General features: G+C 36.0%; 22 protein-coding genes. 12 read left to right on the plus strand and 10 right to left on the minus strand.

Annotation, left to right across the window (positions count from 1 at the left end; all coding sequences use genetic code 11):
• Positions 1-26: 26 nt before the first annotated feature.
• Both sppA and ACIEHO_RS05740 read left to right on the plus strand, forming a co-directional pair.
• Positions 27-1,787 carry a signal peptide peptidase SppA gene (sppA, locus tag ACIEHO_RS05735; RefSeq protein WP_406969560.1) on the plus strand — a complete coding sequence of 587 codons (1,761 nt, stop codon included), beginning with the start codon at positions 27-29 and terminating at the stop codon, positions 1,785-1,787.
• Between the two features lie 149 nt (positions 1,788-1,936).
• Positions 1,937-4,264, plus strand: a complete 2,328-nt coding sequence (locus ACIEHO_RS05740; protein WP_406969562.1) for a YfbK domain-containing protein — start codon at positions 1,937-1,939, stop codon at positions 4,262-4,264.
• A 41-nt stretch (positions 4,265-4,305) separates the two neighbouring features.
• Here ACIEHO_RS05740 and ACIEHO_RS05745 read toward each other — a convergent pair whose 3' ends face one another.
• Positions 4,306-4,728 (minus strand): DoxX family protein, encoded by a 423-nt coding sequence (locus ACIEHO_RS05745; protein ID WP_406969564.1) that lies wholly within the window; start codon positions 4,726-4,728, stop codon positions 4,306-4,308.
• Positions 4,729-4,786: 58 nt separating this feature from the next.
• The gene (locus ACIEHO_RS05750; RefSeq protein ID WP_406969566.1) at positions 4,787-6,415 is read right to left on the minus strand and encodes an acyl-CoA carboxylase subunit beta; all 1,629 of its coding nucleotides are present in this window, start codon (positions 6,413-6,415) and stop codon (positions 4,787-4,789) included.
• Positions 6,416-6,558: 143 nt separating this feature from the next.
• Here ACIEHO_RS05750 and ACIEHO_RS05755 point away from each other — a divergent pair, with 143 nt between their 5' ends.
• From ACIEHO_RS05755 to ACIEHO_RS05775, 5 genes are all read left to right on the plus strand, one after another.
• Complete coding sequence (locus ACIEHO_RS05755; protein ID WP_406969568.1) at positions 6,559-7,113, plus strand: NADPH-dependent FMN reductase; 555 nt, start codon at positions 6,559-6,561, stop codon at positions 7,111-7,113.
• 39 nt (positions 7,114-7,152) lie between these two features.
• Entirely contained in the window at positions 7,153-7,590 is a 438-nt protein-coding gene (locus tag ACIEHO_RS05760) for a MarR family winged helix-turn-helix transcriptional regulator (protein WP_406969570.1), read from the plus strand.
• Positions 7,591-7,644: 54 nt separating this feature from the next.
• Positions 7,645-8,517 carry a pirin family protein gene (locus ACIEHO_RS05765; protein ID WP_406969572.1) on the plus strand — a complete coding sequence of 291 codons (873 nt, stop codon included), beginning with the start codon at positions 7,645-7,647 and terminating at the stop codon, positions 8,515-8,517.
• A gap of 22 nt (positions 8,518-8,539) precedes the next feature.
• A complete protein-coding gene (locus ACIEHO_RS05770; RefSeq protein ID WP_406969574.1) occupies positions 8,540-9,259 on the plus strand; it encodes a pirin family protein in 720 nt (239 codons plus the stop codon).
• A gap of 176 nt (positions 9,260-9,435) precedes the next feature.
• The gene (locus ACIEHO_RS05775) at positions 9,436-9,894 is read left to right on the plus strand and encodes an RNA methyltransferase (RefSeq protein WP_406969853.1); all 459 of its coding nucleotides are present in this window, start codon (positions 9,436-9,438) and stop codon (positions 9,892-9,894) included.
• Here the strand turns inward: ACIEHO_RS05775 and ACIEHO_RS05780 are convergent.
• From ACIEHO_RS05780 to tsaD, 8 genes are all read right to left on the minus strand, one after another.
• Positions 9,891-10,247: a hypothetical protein gene (locus ACIEHO_RS05780; protein WP_406969576.1), complete on the minus strand. Its 357-nt coding sequence runs from the start codon at positions 10,245-10,247 to the stop codon at positions 9,891-9,893. The two genes, ACIEHO_RS05775 and ACIEHO_RS05780, sit on opposite strands and share 4 nt — an antisense overlap.
• Before the next feature lie 4 nt (positions 10,248-10,251).
• Positions 10,252-11,430, minus strand: coding sequence for a THUMP-like domain-containing protein (locus ACIEHO_RS05785; protein WP_406969578.1), 1,179 nt, complete (start codon positions 11,428-11,430; stop codon positions 10,252-10,254).
• 6 nt (positions 11,431-11,436) lie between these two features.
• On the minus strand, positions 11,437-12,525 hold the full coding sequence (locus tag ACIEHO_RS05790; protein ID WP_406969580.1) for an AI-2E family transporter: 1,089 nt from the start codon (positions 12,523-12,525) through the stop codon (positions 11,437-11,439).
• 97 nt (positions 12,526-12,622) lie between these two features.
• Entirely contained in the window at positions 12,623-13,120 is a 498-nt protein-coding gene (locus ACIEHO_RS05795) for a TrmH family RNA methyltransferase (protein ID WP_406969582.1), read from the minus strand.
• Positions 13,121-13,395: 275 nt separating this feature from the next.
• Positions 13,396-14,037, minus strand: a complete 642-nt coding sequence (locus ACIEHO_RS05800) for a DUF4159 domain-containing protein (RefSeq protein ID WP_406969584.1) — start codon at positions 14,035-14,037, stop codon at positions 13,396-13,398.
• A 12-nt stretch (positions 14,038-14,049) separates the two neighbouring features.
• Positions 14,050-14,769 (minus strand): 16S rRNA (uracil(1498)-N(3))-methyltransferase, encoded by a 720-nt coding sequence (locus ACIEHO_RS05805; protein WP_406969586.1) that lies wholly within the window; start codon positions 14,767-14,769, stop codon positions 14,050-14,052.
• A complete protein-coding gene (locus ACIEHO_RS05810) occupies positions 14,769-15,407 on the minus strand; it encodes a peptidylprolyl isomerase (protein WP_406969588.1) in 639 nt (212 codons plus the stop codon). The genes ACIEHO_RS05805 and ACIEHO_RS05810 overlap by 1 nt, the downstream gene beginning before the upstream one ends.
• Positions 15,408-15,608: 201 nt before the next feature.
• Entirely contained in the window at positions 15,609-16,631 is a 1,023-nt protein-coding gene (gene tsaD, locus ACIEHO_RS05815) for a tRNA (adenosine(37)-N6)-threonylcarbamoyltransferase complex transferase subunit TsaD (RefSeq protein WP_406969590.1), read from the minus strand.
• 151 nt (positions 16,632-16,782) lie between these two features.
• Here tsaD and ACIEHO_RS05820 point away from each other — a divergent pair, with 151 nt between their 5' ends.
• The 5 genes from ACIEHO_RS05820 (at position 16,783) to ACIEHO_RS05840 (ending at position 25,526) form a co-directional block, all read left to right on the plus strand.
• A complete protein-coding gene (locus ACIEHO_RS05820; RefSeq protein WP_406969592.1) occupies positions 16,783-21,186 on the plus strand; it encodes a translocation/assembly module TamB domain-containing protein in 4,404 nt (1,467 codons plus the stop codon).
• A gap of 138 nt (positions 21,187-21,324) precedes the next feature.
• Positions 21,325-22,311: a 6-phosphofructokinase gene (gene pfkA / locus ACIEHO_RS05825; RefSeq protein WP_406969594.1), complete on the plus strand. Its 987-nt coding sequence runs from the start codon at positions 21,325-21,327 to the stop codon at positions 22,309-22,311.
• 17 nt (positions 22,312-22,328) lie between these two features.
• On the plus strand, positions 22,329-23,333 hold the full coding sequence (gap, locus tag ACIEHO_RS05830) for a type I glyceraldehyde-3-phosphate dehydrogenase (RefSeq protein ID WP_406969596.1): 1,005 nt from the start codon (positions 22,329-22,331) through the stop codon (positions 23,331-23,333).
• A gap of 86 nt (positions 23,334-23,419) precedes the next feature.
• The gene (locus ACIEHO_RS05835; protein ID WP_406969598.1) at positions 23,420-24,280 is read left to right on the plus strand and encodes a BadF/BadG/BcrA/BcrD ATPase family protein; all 861 of its coding nucleotides are present in this window, start codon (positions 23,420-23,422) and stop codon (positions 24,278-24,280) included.
• Between the two features lie 28 nt (positions 24,281-24,308).
• The gene (locus ACIEHO_RS05840; RefSeq protein WP_406969600.1) at positions 24,309-25,526 is read left to right on the plus strand and encodes an ATP-binding cassette domain-containing protein; all 1,218 of its coding nucleotides are present in this window, start codon (positions 24,309-24,311) and stop codon (positions 25,524-25,526) included.
• Positions 25,527-25,565 lie beyond the last annotated feature (39 nt).

Raw genomic sequence — 25,565 nt, forward strand, 5'->3', positions numbered from 1 at the left:
TGGCTACTTACTAAAAAATATAAGCTATGAAATTTTTAAAACGTGTGCTATCTACCGTTGTTGGGATAGGCGTATTTTTAATAATCTGTTTTTTCGGATTGATTATTTTGGGAGCCCTTTTTGGTGCAGACCCAAATGAAACTATTATTGTAAAGCCTAATTCGGTACTCGAACTGCGCTTGGATTTTCCAATTAAAGATTATGCAGGTAAAATCGAATTTGAAGAATATTCGTTTTTAAACCAAAATGATAAAAATGGACTTTTCAACATTATTGATGCCATTAATTATGCCGCCACTCATGATAAAATTAAAGGCATTTCAATAGACAATAATTTTATTAATGCCGGTATTTCTCAAACCAAAGCTTTGCGTGGGGCGCTGTTAAAATTCAAGAAATCTGGAAAGTTTATCACCGCCTATGGTGATATTTACACCCAAAAAGATTACTACTTAAGTTCGGTGGCTGATACCATTTATTTAAATCCCGTTGGATTATTGGAGTTTAAGGGCTTGTATTCCGAACGTTTGTATTTTAAGGATTTTCAAGAAAAATCGGGACTTAAAATGGAAGTGGTTCGTTTGGGAAAATACAAAAGTGCCGTTGAGCCTTATTTAGATAACAAAATAAGCGACAATAATCGTGAACAAATTTCGGCGTATTTAAATTCACTTTGGAACGAAATGAAAAGTGATATTTCAGCTAGTCGAAATGTTTCAGTTGAAAGATTAAATACAGTTGCCGACAGCTTATTGGCAAGAACTCCTAAAATGGCCAAAGAAGCAAAACTTATTGATAAAATTGGCTATTACGACGAATATATGAATGGCCTTAAAAATGCCGTTGGAATTGCAATTGATAAAGAGTTGCAAACCGTAACCGTTGAAGATTACGCTCAATATGCGGCTCATAAAGAAAATAATTACAATAAGAATAAAATTGCCGTAATCTACGCAGAGGGCGATATTATTTATGGTGAAGGTAATGAAAATTTTGTAGGACAAGGCACCATGAATAAATCGTTGGTTGAAGCGAGGGAAGATGATAATGTTAAAGCGGTGGTGCTACGTATTAATTCGCCGGGAGGAAGCGCATTGGCCAGCGAACTTATTTGGCGTGAAATTGAGCTAACTAAACAAGTTAAACCTGTTATAGTTTCTATGGGCGACTTGGCGGCGTCCGGTGGGTATTATATTGCTTGTAATGCAGATAAAATTATTGCCGAACCCACTACTATTACTGGAAGTATAGGGGTGTTTGGAATGTTGCCTAACGGAAAAGGTTTAGCCGAAAATATAGGTATTAATGCAGAACAAGTAACCACCAATGCAAATGCCGTAACCTATAGTTTTTTTGAGCCACTTAGCTCAACACAACGTAAATTTATTAAAGAGGGTATTTTAGATGTTTATCAGCTTTTCAAAAACCGTGTGTCAAAGGGAAGAGAAATGACGTTAGATCAGGTTGAAGTTGTAGCCCAAGGACGTGTATGGACAGGTACTGATGCACTAGAAATCGGTTTGGTTGATGAGTTGGGCGGACTGGATTTGGCACTAAAATATGCTGCTGAAGCTGCCGAAATTGAAGAATATCAAATAAAGGAACTGCCTATATTCAGAAAAAACTTGGATGAAATGCTGGAGAAATTTGGATTGATAAAAACCAAAGAAACCATTTTAAAAGAAGAGTTGGGTGAGGAAAATTATAAGATGCTTAAAGAAATAAAATCAATGTCTGATAAAAAGGGTATACAATTGTTTTTTCCGTTTTCGACAGAGATAAAATAGAATTCATAAAAAATAATAATATTAAAAAAGCCGAACATAATGTTTGGCTTTTTATTGGTTCACTCATTCGAATAGGCAGTTTTCTCATTATGGGTTTTTTGAAATAGTGGTTGGGCTTAGATTTATGCTAAATTTAAAAATCAACTATTATGAAAAAACTAATGAAATTCATTTTTGTATTGATAGCTTCAATGCATATCCAAGGCCAAGAACGATTAATTGTTGGAACAGTCTTAGATGAAAACAGTACGCCTCTACCAGGGGTTTCGGTTTTAGTCAAAGGAACTTATAACGGAACTTCTACAGATTTTGATGGGTTGTACAAAATCCAGGCAAAGAATTCCGATACTTTAGTTTTTTCTTACGTTGGTTATAAAACGGTAGAAAAGTATATAGGTAATTTGAATACAGTTTCGGTTTCTATGCAAGCAGATATGTCTTATTTGGATGAGGTCGTGGTGGTTGGTTATGGAACGCAGAGAAGAAGTTATGTTACTGGTTCTGTTTCTACCGTTTCAGCTTCCCAAATAAAACGCCGAAAGCAAAAGGCATATCATAATAAATTAGCTAGTCAAATTCAATCCACTTCAGTTCCATCAGCCTTGCAAGGTAAATTAGCAGGGGTTGTAGTTTCAGAAAATTCAGGGAAACCTAAAACGAGTGTTCAAATACGCGTTAGGGGAGTAGGTTCAATTTCAGATGCAAAACAACCTTTGGTGGTGATTGATGGCATTATTTCATCATATAAAAAACTAGAAAAGTTAAATCCTGCTTCAGTAAAAGCTATTGATGTTTTAAAAGATTCAAACGCTATATCAATTTATGGAAATAGAGCTTCGAACGGTGTTATTTTGATTTACACTAAAAACAATGCCGGTAAAAAAGAAAACAAAACGTTATATATAGTTGACGGTGTTCCCGTAAAAAAGGAAAACAACCATATAATTGAAAACTTCAAAAAGTCTGAGATAGAAAGTGAAAAGCATTACGATAATGCTTTAGCAAAAAAGAAGTTTGGTAAAATAGCAAAGAATGGTTGCATTGTAATCACAACGCATCAAGGTAATTTTAGAATAAACAATAATGAAAGTTATGCCGTTATTGAGGAAAACGATTTTAAACGAACCGCATTGTCGCCGCTTTCCACGTTTTCAATAGATGTTGATAAGGCCTCATATAGCAACATACGGAGGATGATAAATAACGGGATGATAATTGAACCCGATGCCGTAAAAATTGAAGAAATGGTTAATTATTTTGATTATAGCTATCCGCAACCATCGGGAGAGCATCCATTTTCAATCCACACTGAAGTAGCCAAAACACCGTGGCACAGCAAAACTAAATTAGTTAAAATAGGTCTTCAAGGAAAAACTTTTTTGAATGAAGAACTACCACCTTCAAACCTAACGTTTTTAATTGATGTGTCTGGTTCTATGGGTTCGCAAAATAAACTACCCATTTTAAAGAATGCATTTAAGCTTTTAGTAAATCAACTTCGCGAAAAGGATAAAGTTTCAATTGTGGTTTACGCTGGTGCTGCGGGTGTGGTTTTGAAACCTACATCGGGCAAGAACAAAGAGAAAATTATGAATGCATTAGATAGATTAAATTCAGGTGGGTCAACGGCAGGAGGTGCCGGTATAAAATTAGCTTACCAACTTGCTCAAGAAAATTATAAGAAGAACGGAAACAATAGGGTTATTCTGGCTACCGATGGTGATTTTAATGTAGGTGCATCAAGTGATGGTGCTATGGAAAAATTAATAGAAAAAAAACGTAAATCAGGAGTTTTTCTTTCTGTTTTAGGGTTTGGATATGGAAATTATAAAGATTCCAAGTTAGAAACATTGGCAGATAAAGGTAATGGAAACCATGCCTATATTGACAATATGCAAGAAGCTCAAAAAGTATTTGGGAAAGAGTTTGGCGGCACATTATTTACCATAGCCAAAGATGTGAAAATTCAAATTGAATTCAACCCAAATAAAGTTCAGGGTTATAGGCCCATTGGCTATGAAAATAGAATGCTAGAAGACGAAGACTTCATTGACGACACCAAAGATGCTGGAGAGTTGGGAAGCGGGCATACCGTTACGGCTTTGTATGAAATCATTCCAGGAGGTGTTAAGATTGACTATTTAAAAGAAGTGGCTGATTTAAAATATACAAAAACATCAATTTCAACAAATTATTCAGATGAGTTGTTTACCGTAAAATTTAGATATAAAAATCCAGATGAAGATAAAAGTATAGAAATGGTTCACGTTCAAAAAGATGAAATTTCAGAAGCCTCGGAAGATTTTAAATTTGCATCTGCCGTGGCACTATTTGGAATGCAGCTGAGGCATTCTAAATATTATAATAATTCAAATTTAGAGAAGGTTTTATCCTTGGCTAGAGAAGGTAGGGGCCAAGATGAAGACGGTTACAGGGCTGAATTCATAAGGTTGGCTCAATCGTGTCAAAATCTGTAAAAGATAAAAAAAGAGCGACTTTAGAAGTCGCTCCTTTTAGTTTATTTCTGCATTTTAAAATAATAATCCAATGAATGTTTACCTGAACCATAAACTAAGAAAAAAGCACAAGCTAAAAGCGTTACGAGTGCCAATACCAAATTACTAGTATTCATATCGCCTACAAAATTAATGGCTACAGCACCTATTAAAATAGGTAGTTGCGCAATGATGGCCCAACGGGTTAACAATCCAAATGCTATGAGTAGTCCTCCAATAAAATGGGCGGGAGCAACGTAGTGTACCATAATCATACCGCCAGCCATACTTTGCATAGGTTTAAAAAGTTCCACGAGCATGGCACTGTTAGACATGAAATCAATGCCTTTAAAGAATAAAAAGGCTCCTAATGCAATACGTAAAAAGTCAATGGGTAAATAAGTGTGCTTGTTAGCCCACTTATTTAGGGTTTTTATTGTGTCCATGATTGAAAGTTATTGATTTTCAATCATTAAGTTACAAAATTTTGCTCAAACTTGGAAATTAAACTTGTAGCACACCCATATTAAAAGGCTTTTCGATAGGGGCGTGGTTGGCAGCTTCAATGCCCATGCTTACCCATGTTCTGGTATCTAGGGGGTCAATAACTGCATCGGTCCAAAGGCGCGCTGCCGCGTAATATGGGGAAACTTGGTTGTCGTATCTAGCTTTAATTTTATTGTAAAGTTCTTCTTCTTTCTCTTTAGTGATTTTTTCACCTTTATTTTTTAATGATGCCGTTTCAATTTGAAGTAATACTTTGGCAGCCGAGTTTCCGCTCATCACAGCCAATTCGGCACTAGGCCATGAGACGATTAATCTAGGGTCGTATGCTTTACCGCACATGGCGTAATTACCGGCACCATAACTGTTCCCAATAATTATTGTGAATTTAGGCACCACCGAATTGCTAACAGCATTCACCATTTTTGCTCCGTCTTTTATAATCCCACTATGTTCACTTTTACTGCCCACCATAAAGCCAGTAACGTCTTGTAAAAAGACTAACGGGATTTTCTTTTGGTTGCAATTGGCAATAAATCGCGTAGCTTTGTCCGCACTATCGTTATAAATAACACCACCAAATTGCATTTCGCCCTTTTTGGTTTTTACCAATTTACGTTGGTTGGCCACAATGCCCACCGCCCAACCGTCAATTCGGGCATAACAGGTGATAATGGTTTGCCCGTAGCCGGTTTTATATTCATCAAATTCCGAATGGTCCACCAATCGTTTTATAACTTCATACATGTCATATTGGTCGGCTCTCGATTTCGGGATAATCCCGTAAATATCTTGTGGGTTTTCAATCGGTTTTTTAGTTTCGGTTCGGTTAAACCCAGCTTTGTCAAAATCACCAATTTTATCCATGATGTTTTTTATGGTATTCAAAGCGTCTTTATCGTCTTTGGCTTTATAATCCGTAACCCCGGAAATCTCGCAGTGGGTCGTTGCACCGCCTAGGGTTTCATTGTCTATGGTTTCACCAACGGCTGCTTTTACTAAGTAACTTCCCGCCAAGAAAATACTACCTGTTTTGTCAACAATAAGGGCTTCATCGCTCATGATAGGCAAGTAGGCGCCTCCTGCAACACAACTTCCCATTACGGCAGCAATTTGGGTAATGCCCATACTGCTCATCACGGCATTGTTTCTAAATATGCGCCCAAAATGTTCTTTATCCGGAAAAATCTCGTCTTGCATTGGTAAGTACACGCCAGCTGAATCTACCAAATAGATTATAGGCAGCTTATTTTCAATGGCTATTTCCTGAGCGCGCAAATTCTTTTTGCCGGTTATAGGAAACCAAGCACCGGCTTTTACCGTAGCGTCATTGGCCACTACAACACATTGTTTGCCTTTTATGTAGCCTATTTTGACTACAACCCCACCAGAAGGGCACCCACCATGCTCTTGGTACATGTCTTCACCAGCAAATGCACCAATTTCGATGGATTGTTTTTTGTCGTCCAACAAAAAGTCAATCCTTTCTCTTGCCGTCATTTTACCTTTACTGTGCAGTTTTTCAATTCTATTCTTTCCGCCGCCAAGGATCACCTTTGCAAGCTTTTTTTTGAGTACTGAAAGCAAAAGTTTGTTGTGGTCTTCGTTCTTGTTAAAGTTGATGTCCATGTAGTACTAGTTTGGTGCTAATGTACAAAAGTTTCAAAATTTATGGGATTAATGTTAACGAAATCATAAATAATATTACATGGAGATATATTCCTTGGAATATAAATTAATATTTTGTACATTTGAATCAAATTAATAACAATATGAAAAAGATAATTGCCTTTGCTGGAAGTAACAGTAAAAATTCAATTAATAAACAATTGGTAACCTATGCCTCAAGTTTATTGATACAAACAGAAGTTGTTATACTAGATCTAAATGATTTTGATTTACCTCTTTTTGGGGTAGACCTCGAGAATGACGATGGCATTCCCCCGAATGCACATAAGTTTTTAAACCTAATAAAAGAATCTGACGGTATTATGCTATCCTTGGCAGAACATAATGGTGCTTATTCCACGGCTTTTAAAAATTTATTCGATTGGATGTCAAGAATAGAAAGCAAAACGTTTTTTGGAAAGCCTATGTTGCTTATGGCGACTTCGCCGGGAGGTAGAGGAGGGGCTTCGGTTTTAGGCATAGCTCAAAATAGGTTTCCATTTCATAACGCTAATATCATAAAGGTGTTTTCGTTACCATTTTTTAAAGATAATTTTTCTGGCGGAAAAGTTGTTGAAAGCTCATTGAATGCCGAATTGAAAGAAGCCGTTGATGTGTTCGAAAATGTTTTGGTAAAAGCTAGTGCGACGGAGGTTTAATGATGAAAAATCGTTTAAATTAAATTTAATTATTTGTATATGGGAGACCTTACAAAAGATATTAATTCTAAGTTTGAAAACAACCGTGTTAAGGCTTTAATAAACATTGTTTATACGGCCAATTGGATTACGGGATATCAAAATGAATTTTTTAAAAATTATGGCATTTCACCCCAGCAATACAATATTTTAAGAATATTACGCGGAGCAGATGAACCGTTGAATGTTCAAACGATAAAAGACCGAATGATTGAACGGGCACCCAACGCCACACGCCTCATGGATAAGCTTTGTGCTAAGAATTTAATTCAACGTTTACCTTCAGAGCACGACAGGCGTGTCGTTAAAATAGATATTACCAAGGAAGGTAGGGATTTACTTGAAAAAATCCCGAACAATTTCAACAGTAAACTTTTAAGTCGTTTAACTGAAGAAGAGGCGGAACAATTAAGCGATTTACTCGACAAAATGCGTTAGCGCAATTTTTTTAATCAAATATTTTCCATGGAAAATAAAAAAAGCAGTTTTACAATGAAACTAAACACAATAAAAACAACAGAACAAAGCCCTTTTGTAAATATGGGCCCTATTAGGTTGCGGCAGCCTTTGCCAACCCGAAAAATTGATATGATAGATCCATTCATCCTATTACATCATTACGGACCATATCACATTTCGGAAGAACATAATCCGTTTGATTTGGGGCCGCATCCACACCGGGGTTTCGAACCGGTGACATTTTTGTTTCAAGGTGAACAATTTCACCGCGATTCGCTTGGAAATGAAAGCGTCGTGAAACCAGGCGATGTACAATGGACCACCGCTGGTCGAGGAATTATTCACGCCGAAGCACCCACAAAAGCTTTCGTTAAAAAAAGTGGGCATATTGAAGGTATTCAACTGTGGCTGAATTTGCCAGCAGAAAAAAAGATGATTCCTGCCGCATACCAACATGTGAAGCATGAAGATTTTAGGGTAGTAACTTCCGAAGATGAAAAAGTAACAACCAGAATTATTGCTGGTGAGTTAAATGGTGTTTATGGCCGAATTAAAACCCAAACATCCGTTAATGCTTTTGTTATTGATGCTAAAACAGGAGGGGAAACAACTATTGAAATTCCAAACACGCACAATGCCTTGCTGTATTTAGTGGGCGGTGACGCAGTCGTTAATGATTCGGTTACTTTAAAGCTTGATGAGAACCAACTTATCGAGTTTAATCGAGATGGAGAAGGGGTTTCATTACAGGCCAATGCCGATTCAAAATTATTACTTGTGTCTGGTGAGCCGTTTAATGAAGAGGTGGCAACATACGGCCCCTACGTTATGAATACACAAACCGAAATTTTGGAGGCTATGCGCGATTTCCAAACAGGGAAAATGGGATTTCTTTCAGCGAATTAGTTGAATATAAAAACAAATGAAAATGAAAAAAGTAGTTCATAAATCAAAAACAAGAGGTTTTGCTAATCACGGTTGGTTAAAATCTTACCACACCTTTAGTTTTGCTGGGTATCAAAACCCAGAGCGAATGAATTTTGGAATGCTGAGAGTTTTAAATGACGATGTAGTTCAGCCGGAAATGGGATTTGGCACACATCCGCACCAAAATATGGAAATCATTTCCATTCCTTTAAAAGGTGCACTGTCCCACAAAGACAGTATTGACAATAAACGAGCTATTGAGGTTGGTGAAGTTCAGGTAATGAGCGCCGGAACGGGTTTAACCCATTCTGAATTTAATGATAGTCAAACAGACGAGGTAAACTTTCTTCAAATATGGATTATCCCAGAAGAAACAGGTGTAACACCAAATTACGAGCAACGAAAATTTGATACGTTTAATCAAAAAAATAGTTTGCAAACTGTGGTGGCACCCAAAGATAAATTGGAAGGAGATGCTTTACCCATAAGTCAGCAGGCCTATATCTACAGAAGTGAATTAGATGGTGAAACAAGTATTAATCTAGAGACTAAAAAGGAGGGTAACGGACTTTACATTTTTGTTGTTGATGGCGAAATAGAAGTGGCCGATAAGGTCTTAAATTCTCGTGATGCGATTGGTGTTTACGAAGTCTCAAAAATAGAAATTAAAGCCAATAGAGTTTCGCAAATTATAATTATTGAAGTGCCCATGACGGCATAGTAGAGGCTGTCTAAAATCTATAGAAACCTGTCATTCTGAATTTAATTCAGAATCTTAGAAAAATGATTTCAAGACATATTGTAATCTGAACTAAGTTCAGATTGACAAAATTGGAAATTTTTAGACCTTTATTTTAAATGGACGATTTTTCAAATCTTTCCTATTTTTGCTTCCGTATGAATGATAATTTTACAAATGAATTTTTTGGCATCGGCATTCAAAATGGTAAAACCCCAGAAAATTTGGGTGTGCTTTGGCGAACCGCTCAAAACTTAGGAGCCAGTTTTATTTTTACCATTGGTAATAGGTATGCCAAACAATCTTGCGACACCCATAACGCAGTAAAATCTATGCCTTATTTTCATTATGAAACCTTTGAAGAGTTTCTTGGTAATTTACCAAAGGGAGCCAGAATAGTAGGGGTAGAGCTTACCGAAAAGGCTCAGGATTTAGAACGTTTTCATCACCCTAGGCGATGTGTTTATTTATTGGGAGCCGAAGACCACGGACTTTCAAAACAAGCCATTGAAAAATCACACTTTTTAGTGAAATTTAAATCAGAATTAAGCTTGAATGTTTCGGTTGCTGGTAGTATCGTTATGTATGACAGGCAGCTTGATAAACCAAGAAGTTAATTAACGGTTTCTTTTCTGGTGCCTTTTCTAAAACAGTTTTCTTCTCCTAAAAAATTGGGGTCGCCATGTTTTTCAGACCAAAACCCCTCCAGAATATCTTTAGTTAAACATTTATAGACCACTACACCTTTAAAAATATTACGCTCTTCTTTGTAGCTGAAATTGATGACTAATATATTGTCTTTAAAAAAGCCAGTTCCGAATTGCTTTTGGTTATCACCAATAATCCATTTCGCTTCAATTCTGTTATAGTCATTCAAAGTGAGTTTCAGCGACCCGTTATAAAGACTTCCATCCATATCTTGGTTTTTACCAACAATATCGTATTCCCCAATTAATTGTTCAACAGTCATTCTTTTATATTTTGGTCGCAACTACAATCACTTTTTGCTCGTTCATATCTGTAGTGAAAAACAAATATAAATCTCCGCCATCTTTTATTTTCAATTTTTTTCTGATTTGTTCAACGGTTACTGGAAAATTCCTGGTAGTAATATTGGCTTTTGTAATGCTTAGTTTTTTGATTTCCTTTTTATTGTATGGAATGATGCCTTTAATTTTAAACCGTCGTCCGGGAAAATCAACCAAAGTTTTGCTGGTGTATAAATGCGAATGTGAGTGAAGTTTAAAAACCTTGAGTTGTAGGCTTACGGTATGAAATCCCCCCGATTTAAGAATGGCGCTGTTGGGTTCGTACAAATACGAGAGAGGTAAACTATATGCTGAGTTTGCATCTTTTTCGTCATCATAAACAAAGGAAAAATGCTCTTGGCTATTTTTTTTAAGGTTAACTGTTTGCATTGAAATACTACCGCTAAAATCGTTTTCCAGAATCCATAATAGTTCTTTTACCTCATTATTTACAGCAACTACGTGAATGGCTTTAACGTGTTTTAATTCACCAATACCAACCGAAATATCCAGTAAAGGCGATGTTTTTATCATAATGTTTTTTGAATGCTTAAAGAGCATATCGATATGTTCGGGTACGTTTGGCAAACAGTCTTTTAAAAAGAACACTTTGCCTTTGGTGTCGTGTCTACGGGAAGGATCGACATAAATCCAGGCATATTTAGTTTGAGCAGTTTTTAGGTATTCAATACCATCAGTGTTTATGGCTGTAATGTTTTTAACTTCTAATTGTTTGTAGTTGTACGCAACAATTTTTGAAAGCCCTTTGTTTATTTCGCAATGTTCAACCCGTTTAAATCGTTTTGAAAAGTAAAAACAATCAACTCCAAATCCACCAGTAAGGTCGACTATGGTTTTACCATCTATTATTTCTGATTTGTATTTTGCCGTAATTTCAGAAGAGGTTTGTTCAATATTCAACTTGTTAGGGTAGTAAATATTTTCAGTTTTAAACCAGATTGGTAATTTTTTTTTACATCGTTTTTTGGCTTCAATTTGTTCAATAACTTCTTTAGTTTTCACTGAAGGAAACGCTGCGCCTTTCAACAAAATTGAGGTGATGTCAGAATTTATGTTTTTGTCTATAAAATTCTGTATTTCAATATTTAAAATAGATTTATTCAAGTAAAACTATAAGTCTTTGGTCAGTTTTTTAACAATCTTATTTTCAGATAGAAAGGTTTTTAAAATCACTTTTATGGCGGTGTAAGCCGGGATGGCAATAATGAGTCCAATAACACCAAAAAGAATTCCGGTAATTAAAATAACCAAAAATATTTCCAAAGGATGCGATTTTACACTTTTAGAGAATATAAAAGGTTGACTGCCAAAATTATCGATTAGTTGTCCAATGGCAAAAACAACAAAAACCCATAGTGATTTAGGTAAAATAACATCACTGAAACTTTGGCCAAGGTTGCTAGTCATGGTTAGAATAATCATTAAAAAAGCAGCAATCAATGGGCCAACATAGGGAATTAAATTTATCAAAGCACATAAAAAGGCAATGACTATAGCATTTTCAACACCAATAATTAAAAGTCCGATGGTGTAGATGACAAACAAAATTAAAATTTGTAAAATAAGCCCAACAAAATATCTCGAGAGCAAATCTTTAATTTTATTTGATGAGTCCTTCCAACTGGTTTCTTTGCTATCTGGAATGAATGTTAGCACCCCACTTTCAAAAAGTCGGCTATCCTTCAAAAAGAAAAAGGAGATAAATAATACCGAAAACAGACCGATACTAAAATTGCCCAAACCACTAATTACTGAGTTTAAAAAATTGGGAATAAGTGCAAAATCGATTTTTGAAAGTAAGTCAGATTCCTTTAAAGATTCCTCCACATCAATTTGCCGCAGATCGAAATAATTTATAATTTCTGTGTATAGGTTTTCAATATTACTTTGTAGTTCTTCAATATTTAAAAGCGAAAGGTTGTGACCTTGTTTCAGGACTAAAGGAATAAATAAGCCCACCAATCCAACAAAAAGCCCTAACAAAAATACCATGGTAACAACTACGGCGATGGTGTTTTTAAACTTTAATTTTCGTTCTAAAAACAATACTATAGGTCTGCCTATTAAAGATATGACCACCGCAATAGCAACATAGCTAATAACAGAACGTATCTGATAAAGAAAGAAAAAAACTAAAGCTACTCCCAATATAATGGCGATAGCTCGTAAAATACCGTTGGAAATGGTCCTTGAGTTCAATTGATGATGTTTTGTTTAGTAAATCTAGTCATTTCGATTGAAAGAGAGAAATAGCATAATTTATTTTTACTTGGTAACTTGCTTTTCAATAATCAATCTAAAATAATTGTTTGGTCATTTCGTAAAGAGCAATATTGGTGGCCTGCACCACATTCATACTACTGTTCTGTCCGAACATTTCAATATGCACTATGGCATCTGAAAGTTTTAAAATAGGCTCTGAAACACCATAATTCTCGTCGCCAACAACAAGAGCAATAGGTTTTTTAACTGAAAAATTTGCAGAATGAATCGGAATGCTAGTTTCTGTAATTTCCAATGAAACGATTTGGTAGCCTTTTAGTTTTAAGCATTCAACCACTTTTGAAGCCGATTTTTGAATTTCAAAATCAACTACTTTTTCTGTGGCTCTTGATGTTTTGGCCATTTTTCTACCTAAAGAAACTTCACCACAAAGCACCAGTTTTTCAACACCAAAAGCATCGGATACTCTAAACAAACTACCAATGTTTGGGGCGTTGGTAACGTTATCGCAAACTAATGTTATTGGAAATTTGCGTTGGTTAAAATGGGTGTTGTAGTGGGTGAGTTGCAATGACGTTTATTTGTTGGGTTTGTTTATTCGTTTAGGTGTGACTAAAAAACAATTATTCTATGTGAAAAGCTTGACCACAATTATAACTGAAGTGAGTTGGTATACCAAAGCAACACATCAATCCTTTTGGACAATAAGTGTGAATATTAGAAAAACCTGTTGAGTAGGAGTGGCTATTAATTTGAGACATCGTTTGAAAAACAAAGAAAAATGCTAATGTAATAGCAAAAAATTTATGATGTAATTTATAAAGTCTCATATCCTAAAAATACTCTTTAATTTTCAAAAGCATATTTAACAATATTGGCACCCATTTTTAGCGCTTTTTCTCTAACATCGGCTGGGTCGTTATGCACTTCGGGGTCTTCCCAACCGTCGCCCAAATCGCTTTCGTAAGTAAATAACAAAACCAACCTCGATTTATAAAACATACCAAAAGCCTGTGGACGTTTGCCATCGTGCTCATGTATTTTTGGCAATCCGTTCGGAAAATCAAAAGCTGTACTAAAAATTGGGTGATTAATAGGTAGTTCCATCAAGTCCTTATCGGGGAATACTTTTTTCAGTTCTTTGACAATGTAAGGTTGCATGCCGTAATTATCATCAATATGCAGAAAACCACCAGAAATTAAATAGTTGCGCAGGTTTTCGGCATCGGTTTCGCTGAAAAACACATTACCATGTCCCGTCATATGTAAAAAAGGGTATTGTAAAATGTCGGTGCTGCCTGCTTCAACGGTTTCGGGCTTGGGGGTAATTTTGGTATTTATGTTTTGGTTACAAAATTCAATCAAGTTGGTTAATGCCGTAGGGTTGCCGTACCAGTCGCCTCCGCCTTTGTATTTTAAAATTGCTAGCTCTTGTGAAAAAGATACAAGACAAAAGAGAAAAGATACAAGACAAAAAATCTGTTTCATATTTTAAATAAATTAATGCCCATTATGGGCTTCATTTACAAATGCTACTGAATGACACGTTACAATAGCCGCGGTTTCAGTACGTAATCGGGTTTTTCCCAAAGTTACGGGTTTAAATCCGTTTTCAATGGCTAGGTTGATTTCATTAGTAGAAAAATCGCCTTCTGGGCCTATTAAAATCGTAATATCTGTTTTTTGGTTTAACTGACTTTTTAGAGATTTCCTGTCGGTTTCTTCACAATGTGCAATAAACAAATCACCTGTAAAATGTTGGCTTATAAAATCTTGAAATGCAATAGCTTCATTTAATTTGGGCAAGTGACAATTAAGGGATTGTTTCATGGCCGATTGCAAAATACGCTCAAAACGTTCAGGTTTAATAACTTTACGTTCGCTGTGGTCGCAGATAATGGGGGTAATGCTATCAACGCCAATTTCGGTAGCTTTCTCCAAAAACCATTCGTAGCGGTCGTTCATTTTTGTTGGTGCTACCACTAAATGAAGGTGGTAACTGTTTTTCGGCTGAAATTCATTTGAAACTATTTTAGCCCTACATTTATTGATGTTTGGTATAGAGACTTCCGCTGTAAATAGCCAACCTTTGCCGTTGGTAATGTTTAATGTATCGCCAACAGATTTTCTTAACACTCTTACAATGTGCTTGCTTTCTTCTTTGTTGAAAGTGAAGTCTTCGGTGTTTTCGTCAATATTTGGACTATAAAATAGCTGCATCAATCTTTGGGTTCAACAATTTTTAAAACTTCAATTTCTGAAATGGCTTTTGGCTCATGCGTTTTTAAAACCACATAATACCACTTTTTTGACGGAATATCAATAGTGAAAATATCATTTATTTGGTGGTCTCCATTGATTATTTCTTTTTCAAAATCGGCGTGCATATCTCCATTGGTAAACCAACCCAAATCACCTCCTTTTTTGGCATTGCTATCCATAGAGTATTGTCTGGCTAAAAAATCAAAAGAGGCTCCGTTTCGGTATTTTTTAATGATTCGTTCTCTTAAAGCCTTTATGTTAACGGCATCATATTTATTGCCATCTAAAAAAATGTAAGCGGCTCGGTAGTATGTTTTTGAGGTTTTATCAACGACTTTGTAATAGGTTTTATCGAATTCGTTTTCATTGGTTTTTGTACCTCCTAAGCCTAGCTTGAATAACGATTTAGTGAGTTTGGTCTTGTGTTTCTCTTCATTAAAAGTAACCAATTTGTTCTTTTTAGAATCTTTGGCTTCGAGAAAATGTTCAATTTGTTCTGGGGTTTCAATACTTGCTAAATCTTCTTCTGTTGAAGTTTGTGCCGCTGAAATCAACGTAATTAACAATGAAAATGGTATAAGTAGCATCTTTTTCATAATGTAGGTTTATAATTCGATTTCAAATTTAAACCGAATGATATAACCTGACAATGCTTGTAAAATAAGTTTTTAAGAATGTATTGTTTATAACTTAGGTTTTTATTTTTAATGGGATGCAGAAACCGCACTTCGACGCCGCTCAGCGTGACCATTCAGCATGAAAGTGAAACCATTTTATAACAGAAAATAAAATTCATTTTAAATTTTTAAACGGGCTTTGGCAACGATGTCCTGCTCTGCAAAATCATTTTCCAAATACTTTAAATGGCCTACAATGGCAATCATGGCAGCATTATCGGTAGTAAATTCAAATTTAGGAACGTAGGTGGTCCAGCCAAATTTTTTCTGGCCATCTTTTAGTGCTTGTCGGATTCCAGAATTTGCCGAAACGCCGCCGCCAATGGCAATATGCTTAATACCCGTTTGTTTTGATGCTAGTTTCAGCTTGTCAATCAAAATACCAATAATGGTATACTGGATGGAAGCACAAATATCATTTAAGTTTTCGTCAACAAAATTAGGGTTGGCTTTGGTTTCCTTTTGCACAAAGTACAGAATCGCCGTTTTTAGTCCGGAAAAACTAAAATTCAGTCCGTCAACTTTTGGTTTAGTGAATTTAAACGCTTTTGGGTTTCCTAATTTGGCACGTTTGTCTATTTCGGGGCCGGCAGGGTAGCCCAAGCCTAAAATCTTTCCACTTTTATCGAAAGCTTCACCAACGGCATCGTCAATGGTTTCACCAATAACGGTCATATCAAAATAATCATTCACTTCAACAATTTGAGTATGGCCACCGGAAATGGTCATGGCCAAAAAGGGCAATGGTGGTTTTTCGTAGCCTTCCTCTTCAATAAAATGTGCCAAAATATGGCCTTGCATGTGGTTTACATCAATAAGCGGAATGTTAAGTCCGTAGGCCAACGATTTTGCAAACGAGGTGCCCACTAACAGACTTCCCATTAACCCGGGGCCACGGGTAAATGCAATGGCGCTAAGTTGTTCTTTGGAGATATTTGCTTTTTTTAATGCTTGGTACACCACAGGAACAATATTCTGCTGGTGGGCTCGCGACGCTAGTTCGGGCACTACACCACCATATTCTTCGTGTATTTTTTGGCTGGCAACCACATTGCTTAAAATTCTTCCGTTATGCATAACAGAGGCGGCAGTATCATCGCATGAAGACTCAATTCCTAGGATATAAATATTTTGTGAGGACATTAATAAAAATTAGGCACAATAATTGTTAATTTTGAAAACAAATAAAAGACATAAAGCATTATTTTTACTTGTTGTTGCAAAAGTAAATGATTCTAGATAAAGATATAAGGTAAAGCGTATCAAAAAATTCCTGAAAATACTGTCAAAATTAGTGGGTATCCTACTATTGTTGTTCATCATTTTGGTGCTCGTCCTTTCTATTCCATACGTTCAAACCCAATTGGGAAAATATGCAACAAAACGTTTAAATGAAGATTTTAAAACGAATATTAATATAGACCGGGTAAGCTTACAATTTAACGGTGATGTAGAGTTGAAAGATATTTATATTGAAGACTACCAGCAAGACACCCTTATAAGTATTAAAGAGCTCAATACTTCCATTTTAAGTTTTACTAATTTAGCCAAAGGCAGTTTGGTTTTTGGTGATATTGACATTGAAAATCTATTGTTTAATATAAAGACCTATAAGGATACTACAGAGACTAATTTGGATGTCTTTGTACGGAAGTTTGAAAGTAATAACCCTAGAAAAGAAAAAAGCAGCTTCTTATTATCATCTAGCGATGTATCGATTTATAACAGTACGTTTTTGTTGTCCGATGAAAATCGCGAAACCGTTGAAAGGCTTCATTTTAATAATCTGAACATCAATGCTACCAATTTTTTAATCAACGGCAGTGATGTTAGCGCCAGAATAAACACATTGGTGTTTGAAGATAGTCGTGGTGTAGTGGTCAACAATTTAATGACTAATTTCAGTTATACACCATCTGATATGGTTTTTGAAAACCTTGAGATTAAAACGCCACGTTCTACCTTAAGAGGTGAGCTGAAGTTTTTGTACAAAAGAGAAGATTTACAGTATTTTGTAGATAAGGTGCAGGTTTTGGCAAGCTTTGAAGATTCGACAGTTTCATTGGACGAACTCAATACCTTTTATAATGAGTTCGGAAAAAACCAGTCGGCTAGATTTGGAGTAAACCTTTCCGGAACATTAAATGACTTGCAAGCTGATAATTTAAGGCTGACTACTAGTACTCGCTCCCAGGTATATGGCGATATAAACTTTAAAAACCTGTTAAATAAGGAGCCTGGTAATTTCTATATGAACGCTAATTTTAGGAATTTATCATCAACATATAACGATTTAAAGTCGTTGTTGCCTAACGTTTTGGGCGATGCTATACCAACCTCTTTTGATAGATTGGGCAAATTTACTATAGTTGGTAATTCGCAAATCACCGCATCAACCGTTTTGGCCGATATTAAAATTGATACTGAACTCGGTTTGGTGAATTCAAATCTAAAGATTACCAAAATAAACGATATAGATAATGCCGATTACGAAGGAAAAATCATTTTTGATGCATTTGATTTTGGTACTTTTTTAAACGACCCGAAAGTGGGTAAGGGCTCTTTAAATTTTGATGTAAATGGAAAAGGCTTTATCGCAGAAACCATAAACACAGGTGTAAAAGGAGATATTTTCGAACTGATTTATAATAATTACAATTACAAAAACATTAAAGTTGCCGGTAATGTTAGAAATAAGATTTTTGATGGAAACTTGATTGTTAGCGATAAAAATCTGCGAATGAACTTTAACGGGTTGGTCGATTTTTCAGAAATGGTAAAAAAGTACGATTTTGAGGCCGTAGTAGATTATGCCGATTTGAATACGCTTAATTTTGTAAAACAAGACAGTATTTCCACCTTCACCAGTCGAGTGAAGATGAATATGAACAGTAGCAGCTTTGATGATGCTTATGGTAAAATAGCGTTTACCAATACGGTTTATAAAAATGAGCACGACACTTATCATTTCGATAAGTTTGATGTGTCTTCAAGGTTTGATGACGATATTCGTTACGTGGAGTTTAGTTCGCCAGATATTATTGAAGGCAGTATGCGCGGCCGTTTTTTTCTTAAAGATTTAAGAAAGCTTTTTGAAAATTCAATAGGTTATATTTATACCAACTATATCCCGTATGAGGTAAAAATCGATCAAAGCATCGACTTCAACTTTAAAATTTACAATAAAATAGTTGAAGTTGTCTTTCCGGATATTGAACTCGGTAAAAACACATACATCCGTGGAAGGGTAGAAAGCGAAGAAGAAAAATTTAGGCTCACTTTTAAATCGCCAAAAATAAAACTTTTAGATTATTATGCCGACGGCCTAGAACTTCAAGTAGACAATAGTAACCCTCTTTTTAATACCTATGTTGAAATTGATAGTTTAGATGCTAAATACTATCAAGTTTCCAATTTTAATTTAATTAACGTTACGGTAAACGACACTTTGTTTATGCGCTCGGAGTTTAACGGAGGCAAAAGAAGTAGAGACAGCTACAATTTGAGTTTTTACCATACCATTAACGAGGAGAATGAATCAGTAGTAGGGTTTAAAAAATCGGATGTCACCATTAAAAATAACAAGTGGTTTATAAATGAAGAGCAAGACCAATTCCATAAAATAGCCTTCGATAAAAATCTAACCAAGCTAGATATTGATAAGTTTAAAATCAATCATAAAAATGAAGAAATTAAGCTATCTGGTTTCCTAAAAGATTCTACCCAAAAGGATATAAAATTAGATTTTACTAATGTTGATTTAGCTAAAATCACTCCAGATATTGATAGTTTATCGTTGGCGGGCAATGTAAATGGTAAATTGGATATCCTTCAGAAAAATGGAAGTTATTTACCCAATTCAACCATTGTGATAGACGATTTTAAAGTCAATAATTTCTTGTTGGGCTCGTTTGACGCTACAGTAACCGGAAATGAAACCTTAACCAAGTATGTGGTTGATGCAACTATAAAAGATGACACTTCAAAGTCATTTACTGCAAAAGGCGATATCAACGTTTTGGGCAATCAGTCTTCCATTAATGTAGCGCTCGATTTTAATAAGTTTAATTTATTTCCGTTGAATCCTCTTCTGGAAGGTGTTTTAACTAATATTAGGGGCGTTGTTTCCGGAGATGTAAAGGTAGAGGGTGACTTAAAGCGACCAGATATCAATGGTGATTTAAAACTCAACAATGGAGGAATGGGAATCCCGTACCTAAATGTCGATTACGATTTTAATAATAATGCTTCAGTGACCTTAAAAGACCAAACTTTTGTTTTCAACAATATCAGGTTAACAGATACCAACCACAACTCAAAAGGAATGTTAAATGGTTCAATAAGTCATGTTAATTTTTCAAAATGGCGTTTGGGCCTAGAGGTGGTTACCCCACGTTTATTGGTGCTTGATACTAAAGAAACCGAAGATGCCTTATATTATGGTACAGGTTTTATTGGAGGCCAGGCGACTTTAACCGGGCCAACAGAGCAACTGGTAATAAGTGTTGTTGGCGAAACCAAGCGCGGCACGGTATTTAAAATTCCATTAAGTGATGCAGAGTCGTTTGGTGATAATTCCTTTATTAATTTCATTACAAAAGAAGAAAAGGAAGCTAGAGAAAAGGGAACAGAAATTGTCTTTAAGGAAATTAAAGGATTGGAATTGGATTTCGATTTGGATGTTACCGAAGATGCCGAAGTTGAAATTATTATAGATCGAGAAACTGGCCATGCTTTAAAAGGTAGAGGTGCGGGTGGCCTTTTGGTTGAAATAAACACCAACGGAAAGTTTAACATGTGGGGCGATTTTGCCGTATTTGAAGGGGTATACAATTTTGCTTATGGTGGCATCATTCAAAAAGAATTTATAGTTCAGCCCGGCGGAACCATAGCATGGGAAGGCGACCCTCTAGATGCCATTTTAAACATGTCTGCAATTTACAAAACACAAGCTAACCCATCGCCATTGCTAGATAATCCTATAAACAGAAGCATCCCGGTAGAGCTCAATATAGCATTAACAGGGAATTTAGAGCAACCCGATCCCGAGTTTAGTTTTGAATTTCCAAATGTAAACTCAACGGTCAAATCAGAACTTCAATACCGATTGGAATCACCAAATGACCGTCAAAACCAAGCCTTGTATTTAATATCGACGGGGTCATTCTCAAGAGGGTTGAACGAACTTAATTTTTCCGGAACTATTGCTGAGCGCTTAAATGGAATAATTAATGGTATTTTCACTAGTGGCGATAGTAAAATAAACATTGGTTTAAATTATGAAGCGGGCCAAAATAGACCGGATTACCAGACTGACGACCGCTTTGGAGTCACTTTACAAACCCAAATTAGCGATCGTGTACTTATAAATGGTAAAGTGGGTGTGCCTGTAGGTGGTGCCACCGAAACTGTGGTTGCAGGCGATGTTGAAATTGATTTTCTTTTAAATGAACAAGGAACCTTAACGGCAAAAGTGTTTAATAGAGAAAATAGTATTCGTAACTTTGGTGATGCCATTGGGTACACGCAGGGTGTTGGTTTATCTTATAATGTTGATTTTGATACGTTCAAGGAACTTATTCAGAAACTATTCGTAAAAAACGAAAACAAGGAGGATGATATTTTAGAAGAACAGCCCGATAACGAAAATACGGCCGCGTTTCCAGATTACATATCTGTTAAACCACCCTCTGAATAGTAGCATTTTTTTATTGTTTTCCTATTTATGGCCATACTAAAACGTTATAGTTTTAAAAAAGCTATAAATTGCTAAAAATGCTTTAGATATATGGTATTTGTTTATTAATTTTACGCTTCAAAAAATTAAAATATACGAATGCCTAGAACAATAAAAAATGTAGCTGTATTAACTTCAGGTGGAGATTCTCCAGGAATGAATGCAGCAATTCGTTCTGTAGTTAGGTCATGTGCTTATCATGGTGTAAAGTGCTTTGGAGTCTATAGAGGTTATGAAGGCTTGATTGAGGGCGACTTTGAATACTTAGATGCCAGAAGCGTAAAAGGAATTATAAATAAAGGAGGAACCATACTAAAATCTGCACGTTCAAAAGAATTTAGAACCAAAGAAGGGCGCCAAAAAGCGTTTCAAAATTTAGTTGATTCCGAAATCGATGGTTTGGTGGTAATCGGTGGTGATGGTTCATTTACTGGAGCACTTGTGTTTAACCAAGAATTTAATTTCCCGGTAATGGGTATTCCGGGTACCATCGACAACGATATTTTTGGAACTACACACACTTTAGGTTTCGATACCGCTTTAAATACCGTTGTAGACGCCATTGACAAAATTAGAGATACGGCAAGTTCGCATAACCGATTGTTCTTTGTTGAGGTTATGGGGCGTGATGTAGGCCACATAGCATTAAATGCTGGTATTGCCGGTGGAGCCGAAGAAATTTTGATACCTGAAGAAGATTTGGGGTTAGACCGATTGGTAGAATCTTTAAATAGAAGTAGAAAGACTGGAAAATCATCAAGTATCGTCATTGTAGCAGAAGGTGATAAAATAGGTAAAAATATTTTTCAGCTTAAAGATTACGTAGATGAAAACATGGAAGGTTACGATGTACGAGTTTCCGTTTTAGGACACATGCAACGTGGAGGTTCACCATCTTGTTTTGACCGCGTTTTAGCTAGTAGAATGGGGGTTAAGGCTGTTGAGTCGCTGTTAAACGGCGAAACGAATTACATGGTAGGCCTTATAAATAGTAAAATGGAGCTAACACCTCTGGAAAAAGCCATAAAAGGAAAAACAAAAATAAACTTAGAATTATTGCGTGTCTCAGATATTATGAGCACTTAACATTTATAAACACGATTATGTCAAAATTAAAAATTGGAATTAACGGATTTGGGAGAATAGGTAGAATAGCTTTTAGAGTAGCTGCTTCAAGACCTGATATTGAAATAGTTGGAATTAATGATTTATTGGATGTAGATCATTTAGCTTACTTATTAAAGTACGATTCAGTGCATGGTAGATTCAACGGAACAGTTGATATCAGTTCTAATGGAAACTTAGTAGTAAACGGAAACGAAATTAGGATTACTGCAGAGCGTAACCCAGAAGATTTAAAATGGGATGCCGTAGGAGCAGAAGTGGTTTTAGATTGTACAGGTATTTTCACAACATTAGATAAGGCTCAAGCTCACATTACAGCTGGTGCGAAAAAAGTAGCTATTTCTGCACCATCTGCAGATGCTCCAATGTTTGTAATGGGTGTGAACCACGACAAGATTACTGCAGCCGACACGATTGTATCTAACGCATCTTGTACTACAAACTGTTTAGCACCTTTAGCGAAAGTAATTAACGATAACTTTGGAATTGTTGAAGGATTAATGACTACAGTTCACGCTACAACGGCAACTCAAATGACGGTAGATGGACCTTCAAGAAAAGACTGGAGAGGCGGTAGAAGTGCTTTAGCTAACATTATCCCATCTTCAACTGGTGCTGCAAAAGCAGTAGGTAAAGTAATTCCAGAACTAAACGGAAAATTAACTGGTATGGCATTTAGAGTACCAACTCCAGATGTTTCTGTAGTAGATTTAACGGTAAGAACTGAAAAAGCTGCATCATGGGATGAGGTAAAAGCAGCTTTAAAAGCAGCTTCTGAAGGGCCTTTAAAAGGTGTTTTAGGTTATACTGAAGAGTCTGTAGTATCTCAAGACTTCGTTTCAGAATCATTAACAAGTGTTTTTGATGCTGGAGCAAGTATTGCTTTGAATGATAATTTCCTTAAATTAGTATCTTGGTACGATAACGAATTTGGATATTCAACTAAATTAGTTGACCTAGCTCAACATATTAGTAAAATATAATTTTAGATAATATTATATATAATAACAGCTCCACAGCGTCTGCGTAAATTACAAGGATTTGTGGAGTTTTTTTAGCTTTAAACTTTATGGTTTTAATTGTTGATAGTGGTTCTACCAAATCAGATTGGTTAGCGGTAGATAAAAATGGAAATAAGTTGATGGAAAAAATCCGAACAAAAGGTCTTAACCCGGCCATTTTGTCGGAAAAAAAGTTGGTTAAAACCATCAAAAAAAGTAAAGAGTTAAAAGAGCACAGTAAAGCCGTTACCCATGTGTTTTTTTATGGAGCCGGCTGTGGTACCGAAAACCCAAGAACAGCCTTAAAGGGCGTTCTTGAAGAGATATTTGAAAACGCCCATGTTGAAGTAAACGAAGACACTCTTGCAGCTGTATATGCCACCATTAGCACGCCCGAAGAAGCTGCGGTGGTTTGTATTTTGGGTACAGGTTCCAATTGTAGTTACTACGATGGAAAAGGACTTCATCAACGCGTTAACTCTTTAGGCTATACGCTTATGGACGATGCTTCGGGTAATTATTACGGAAAACAGTTAATTAGGGATTTCTATTTTAACCACATGCCAGAAAACATTGAACTGGCCTTTGGTAGTAAGTACAATATGGATTCCGATTACATAAAATACAACCTGTACAAACAACCTAACCCTAATGCTTATTTAGCTAATTTTGCAGAGTTTATGTTTTTGAATAAAGATTCGGAATACATTATCGATCTCATTAAAAAAGGTATCCGGTTGTTTGCCAACAACATGATTATGCAATACAAAGAAGAACTTAAAACTGTACCTGTACATTTTGCTGGATCTATTGCCTATTTTGCTCAAAAGGAGATTAAGGAAGTGGCGGAAGAAATGGGCTTTAAAACAGGAAATTTTGTTCGACGTCCTATTGATGGTTTGGTGCCTTTCCATACTAATGAATTATAAATTTTCATAAAAAGCGTCCGTATTTGGTATGTCGCTATTGCACGTCACCTATTACATTTCTAATCAAGACAATAAGAAACAACTTATTGAAAAGCTCATATCTGGAAAGGAGATTACTGAGCTTTTCGGTTTAAAGGGCGCATTGTTTTCCGAAATCACCCTTAATAAGCTTATAGAAGAAGAGATTAGGCACGACCATTTTAATGTGTTGACCGACTCCAAAAACAGCCTACTGCATTCCTCGCAAGGTGAGCGCAAAAAGGCGCTCTTAAGACACATCATCCAGCAGGATCCCGATTATATTATAATAGATAACGTGTTTGATAGTTTAGACACAGCTACACAGACTGAAATCAACGAAACACTCTATCAGTTAAGTTCAACAAAACGTGTAGTTCAAATTACGAACAGAAAGCGTGACATTCTTCCTTTTATAAAAACCATTTATGTTTCTGAAAATGGTACCTACAAAAAGGCAAAAAAAGGTTTTAATGTAGAAAACATAAACCATTTCGTAAAGGATTTACCAGCCCCTGAACACATATCGGTCAAAATTTTTAATCCGTTGGTAAAATTTAATAAGGTGAATGTGGCTTATGGTGACAGGCCCATTTTAAAAGATATTTGTTGGGAAATTAAAGCTGGCGAATTTTGGCAATTAATTGGTCCGAATGGATCAGGAAAAAGCACCTTGTTAACACTTATTTCGGGCGACAACCCAAAAGCTTACAATCAAGATATCGTGTTGTTCGGAAAGCAAAAGGGGAGTGGTGAAACCATTTGGGACATTAAAAACAATATTGGCCATTATACCTCTGAAATGCTACGCGGTTTTAGGCGATTGGATTCTATTGAGAAAATGATTCTTTCTGGTTTTTTCGATTCTATTGGCCTGTATAAGTACCCCACCGAAAGGCAAATTTTTATTTCTCACGAATGGTTGGAATTGTTGGGCTTGTTGGATAAAAAGGATAAGGATTTCCTATCCCTATCGGCCGGGCACAAGCGCTTGGTGCTTATTGCGCGTGCCATGGTGAAACACCCACCTTTGCTTATTTTAGACGAACCCACCAATGGGTTGGACGACTCCGATACTCAACTCTTTTCACAACTCATCAACAAAATTGCAGCCGAAAGCCGTACCGATATTTTATATGTGTCGCATCGAAATGAAGTACATATAAACCCTGAATATACTTATGAGCTTATTCCTTCCAAATTTGGGTCTACAGGGAAACAAATTTAGAAGAAAAACAAAGTAAACACTAGAGTTTTTTATTACAAA

It is taken from the genome of Flavisericum labens (assembly GCF_045446075.1).
Lineage (GTDB): Bacteria > Bacteroidota > Bacteroidia > Flavobacteriales > Flavobacteriaceae > Flavisericum > Flavisericum labens.